Genomic DNA, 4,424 nt, shown 5'->3' with positions numbered 1-4,424 from the left:
CATTGGTAGTTTAGATCGTCAAGAAGAAGAAATTCTCAGCTTACCCCGAATCATTGCCAGCAGCATCGGGCGTGACATAGACGACATTTACAAAAACAGCGACCTTGGCAATTTAGAAGATGTCCAGTTATTACAAGACATCACCTTAGCCACCCGTGATGCCGTGGGCGCACTGGTAAAAGCGCAAACCGACGCAGAGGGCAGAGTTTCTTTGGTTTCCCGGTTGAACTTCTTCAACATGGGTAAAAAAGAACCTTGGGTAGAAGCTTTACATAAAGCCGGCTATCCCAAAGTTGACCCAGAGCGCTTAAAGCCACTGTTTGAGTATTTGGAATTCTGCTTAAAACAAGTTTGTGCAGATAACGAACTCGGCGCATTACTCCAAGGCTTAGAAGGCGAATATGTTCTACCTGGCCCTGGTGGAGATCCCATCCGCAACCCGGATGTACTGCCCACAGGTAAAAATATCCATGCCCTCGACCCCCAATCAATTCCCACAGCCGCCGCAGTTCAATCAGCCAAAATCGTTGTAGATCGGCTGTTGGCACGTAATAAGGCAGAAAATGAGGGTAAATGGCCAGAAACTATCGCCTGTGTCCTCTGGGGAACCGATAACATCAAAACTTACGGTGAATCCCTGGCACAAATCATGTGGATGATTGGTGTCCGTCCTGTTCCCGATGCTTTGGGAAGAGTGAACAAGTTAGAGTTAATACCTTTAGAAGAGTTGGGACGACCCAGAATTGATGTAGTCATCAACTGTTCTGGTGTATTCCGTGACTTGTTCATTAACCAAATGAACCTGCTAGACCAAGGCGTGAAAATGGCAGCTGAGGCTGATGAACCCTTAGAAATGAACTTTGTTCGCCAACACGCTTTGAAACAAGCTGAGGAAATGGGAATTAATCTCAGACAAGCAGCGACTCGCGTATTCTCCAATGCTTCTGGTTCCTACTCGTCAAATATTAACTTGGCGGTAGAAAACAGCACTTGGGATAGTGAAGCCGAATTGCAGGAGATGTACCTGAGACGGAAATCGTTCTCTTTTAATTCCGATAACCCCGGTGTGATGGATGAGTCACGGCAGATGTTTGAAACTTCTTTGAAAACTGCTGATGCAACTTTCCAAAATCTGGACTCTTCGGAAATTAGCTTAACGGACGTTTCCCACTACTTTGACTCAGATCCTACTAAGTTAGTAGCAAGTCTGCGTAAAGATGGTAAGACACCAGCATCATACATTGCAGACACTACCACAGCCAATGCACAAGTGCGATCGTTAACAGAAACCGTGCGTTTAGATGCGCGTACCAAGTTGTTAAATCCCAAATGGTACGAAGGGATGTTATCTCACGGTTACGAAGGTGTACGCGAACTTTCCAAACGGTTGGTAAATACCACTGGTTGGAGTGCGACAGCCGGCGCTGTGGATAACTGGATTTACGAGGATACGAACGAAACCTTCATCAAAGATGAAGAAATGCAGAAACGGTTGATGAATCTCAACCCCCATTCTTTCCGCAAGATTGTTTCCACTTTGTTGGAAATGAATGGTCGCGGTTATTGGGAGACTAGCGATGACAATTTAGATCGTCTACGTGAGTTGTACCAAGAAGTTGAAGACCGGATTGAAGGGATTGAGTAAACATTCTCCGTCTGGATAAAGCATATCAACTTTAGGGACACAGATATATTTCTGTGTCCGTTTTTTATGTCATAAAAATCTTGACGTGATATCATAATATGATATCCTATGAATTAGGTCGTAACCAAATACAAGCTCAAGAAAGGAGTTAACAAAACAATCAAACATTCTGTCAAACTAGGTTTAACGCGTTTAAATTTTGTCTATGGTCTCAATACTGGTGCTGTCAGTAGCTTCATTGCCAGTTGACTCCTTCCTGTCACTTTGCTGGGTTATGAACCTGTAATAACATCTCCAGGTAGTAATGAATGGCTATTAATAATAAACAAAGAAAAACTTTAGAATTAATTTTTACCAATCCTGTCCCAGCAAATATTATTTGGCAAGATATTGAAAGTCTATTTATAGCTTTGGGTGCTGATGTTAGTCAAGGAAGTGGTTCAAGAGTTAGAGTTAAATTAAATGAGGTAAGGGGGTTTTTTCATGAACCACATCCTGAAAAAGAAACCGATAAAGGAGCGGTAAAATCAGTGAGAGAATTTTTGATCAAAGCAGGAATTGAACCATAAATAGTTGAGTTAATTTATAATTAGTCCATATTGAAGATTTGAGGTAATTACAAAAATTGCCCCAACCACAATTAAATCAAATTAAGGTTATTAGAGTTATGTTGACTTATAAAGGATACTCAGCATCAATTGAAGTAGATGTAGAAGCAGGAATACTTTTTGGTCGTGTTCTTGATATTAATGATGTAATTACTTTTAAAGCTAAAACGGTAGAAGAAGCACGTCAAGAATTTCAGACTTCTATTGATGGGTATTTAGCTTTTTGCGAAGAATTAGGAGAAGAACCGGATAAACCTTTTTCTGGAAAATTACCATTTCGTACAACTCCAGAACATCATCGTAAAATTTTTATTGCTGCTAAAAAAGCAGGAAAAAGTATCAATGCTTGGATGGATGAAATTTTAATCAATGCTGCTGAAAAATCAGTCAAAGCATAGATTATTATATGGATAATATAACGTTGTATCTACCTCCGTCAATTGAAATAACTGATGATCAATTCTTTGAAATGTGTCAAATCAATGAATTAATCAAAATTCAACGTAATGCTGATGGTAGTCTGATATTAAAGCCTTTATTGGGTGGTATATCTAGCAATATTAATGCTGGTTTAACTGCTCAGTTAGCGAATTGGAATGATCATGAATCGCTAGGTGTAGCTTTTGGTTCTGATGTCGGTTTTATTTTACCAAATGGTGCAATACTTTCACCTAATACAGCTTGGATTAAGTTAGAAAGATGGGATAGTTTAACGGAGGAGCAAAAAGAAAAGTTTCCCCCGATTTGTCCTGATTTTGTGGTTGAATTACTTTCCCCAAGTGATACTTTGAAGGTTGCACAGAAAAAGATGAGGGAATATCTAGATAATGGTGTGCGTTTAGGTTTATTAATTAATCGTAAATCTCGGCAAGTTGAGATTTATAGACAAGGAAAAGAGGTTGAGGTTTTGGAGTCTCCTGCTACCGTGTCAGGGGAAGACGTGTTAAATGGTTTTATTTTAAATTTGGGGATGATTTGGTAATCTCAGATTAAATATAGGAGCCATTAGATACTGATTTGATGTCTTGTTTCAAATTATTTACGTCACGATTAAAGTCGTGCATTAATTTTTGCTTTTCACCAAAGTTATCCCTCAAAAATGATTTTTCAAATTCATCTAACTTATTGTTACTATCTTTAATATTTTCCATGTCATATTGTAAATCATCAAGTTTTCTTGTACATTCTTTTACAGTGTTCAATATTGATTGGTCTTCAATTCTTTGGGAAATTGATGGATAAAGTCTTCCAGCAATATAATGTTTCACTAAATATTTAGTTTCTTCTCGTCTCAAGTCAATTTCTGAAGCATAGCTAATATAGCTTTTAAAGCATTGCGTAGATATTTTCAAACAGAGTTTAGCTCCATCTGACATTGAATTTGATAATTTAATAAAATCATCTTCAACTTGCTTATGATGCCATTCATGAGCCATTAATAAAGCATCATAGTTACTATTATTTCTTAATGTTTTGGCATCTTTTAATATTTTACCTATTGTAGGAAATAAACGATCAGAATTAGGGAATTGCAAACAATCTTTATAATAACTACAAAGTTGCGCTAATGTAAATTTATCTTCAGGCGAGCTTTGAAAACCTGCATTTCTCGCTAATTTTTTTAGCCAATTACCAGAAAAAAGGTTAGTATTTCCGCTTCTATTCTGACCTCTAAATAAATTTCTAATATCTTCGTGTCCGTTTTGTTGTGGATAATCACCAACAGCTAGAAAAATAATCAATCTAGCACTGTGAAGAATTGAATAATAACTAGCCGTAGTAGACCAGTTTAATTTATCGTTATTTTTTAAATCAATCCCTACAGCAAAATCTGAAGCTGCTGAAATGTAAAGACATAATGCTACGTATAACTTCTGTGCTTGTCTCTCATCACTCTGATACCAAAATTGATTAGATTGAAACTGACTAAAATCCATAAATAAAATATATTTCTATTTTTTTAAATTAGTATCAATTATAACATATAACATATAACATATAACATAAAAACAACTATTAATTTTGGTTATTGTTAAAATTTGAAAAAATATTATAAATAATATAAATCCTTATACACAGATTATCGTCCTGTGAGTATCTACGCTTTTGGCAAATTTGCAAAGGGTGCATTAGCCAAGCTTACCAGAGGCGATAGTCATAAGGAAGAATAT

The 4,424-nt window shown here is 36.9% G+C and carries 5 protein-coding genes; 4 read left to right on the top strand and 1 reads right to left on the bottom strand.

The features are described from left to right. The 4 genes from VB654_RS19105 to VB654_RS19090 form a co-directional block, all read left to right on the top strand. On the top strand, nt 1–1,645 hold a 1,645-nt coding region (locus VB654_RS19105; RefSeq protein ID WP_323215384.1), incomplete at its 5' end, for a cobaltochelatase subunit CobN. Nucleotides 1,646–1,953: 308 nt separating this feature from the next. Then, on the top strand, nt 1,954–2,214 hold the full coding sequence (locus VB654_RS19100; protein WP_323215383.1) for a type II toxin-antitoxin system HicA family toxin: 261 nt from the start codon (nt 1,954–1,956) through the stop codon (nt 2,212–2,214). A gap of 98 nt (nt 2,215–2,312) precedes the next feature. Next, nucleotides 2,313–2,651 (top strand): type II toxin-antitoxin system HicB family antitoxin, encoded by a 339-nt coding sequence (locus VB654_RS19095; protein ID WP_323215418.1) that lies wholly within the window; start codon nt 2,313–2,315, stop codon nt 2,649–2,651. 8 nt (nt 2,652–2,659) lie between these two features. After that, on the top strand, nt 2,660–3,235 hold the full coding sequence (locus tag VB654_RS19090; protein WP_323215382.1) for a Uma2 family endonuclease: 576 nt from the start codon (nt 2,660–2,662) through the stop codon (nt 3,233–3,235). 7 nt (nt 3,236–3,242) lie between these two features. Here the strand turns inward: VB654_RS19090 and VB654_RS19085 are convergent, their stop codons facing one another. After that, nucleotides 3,243–4,190 carry a hypothetical protein gene (locus VB654_RS19085; protein WP_323215381.1) on the bottom strand — a complete coding sequence of 316 codons (948 nt, stop codon included), beginning with the start codon at nt 4,188–4,190 and terminating at the stop codon, nt 3,243–3,245. Between the last annotated feature and the right edge of the window lie 234 nt (nt 4,191–4,424).

The sequence above is a fragment of the Nodularia sp. UHCC 0506 genome (genome assembly GCF_034931045.1).
GTDB lineage: Bacteria > Cyanobacteriota > Cyanobacteriia > Cyanobacteriales > Nostocaceae > Nodularia.
The sequence above is the reverse complement of the archived record's forward strand: the minus strand, read 5'-3'. Positions and strand labels throughout refer to the sequence as shown.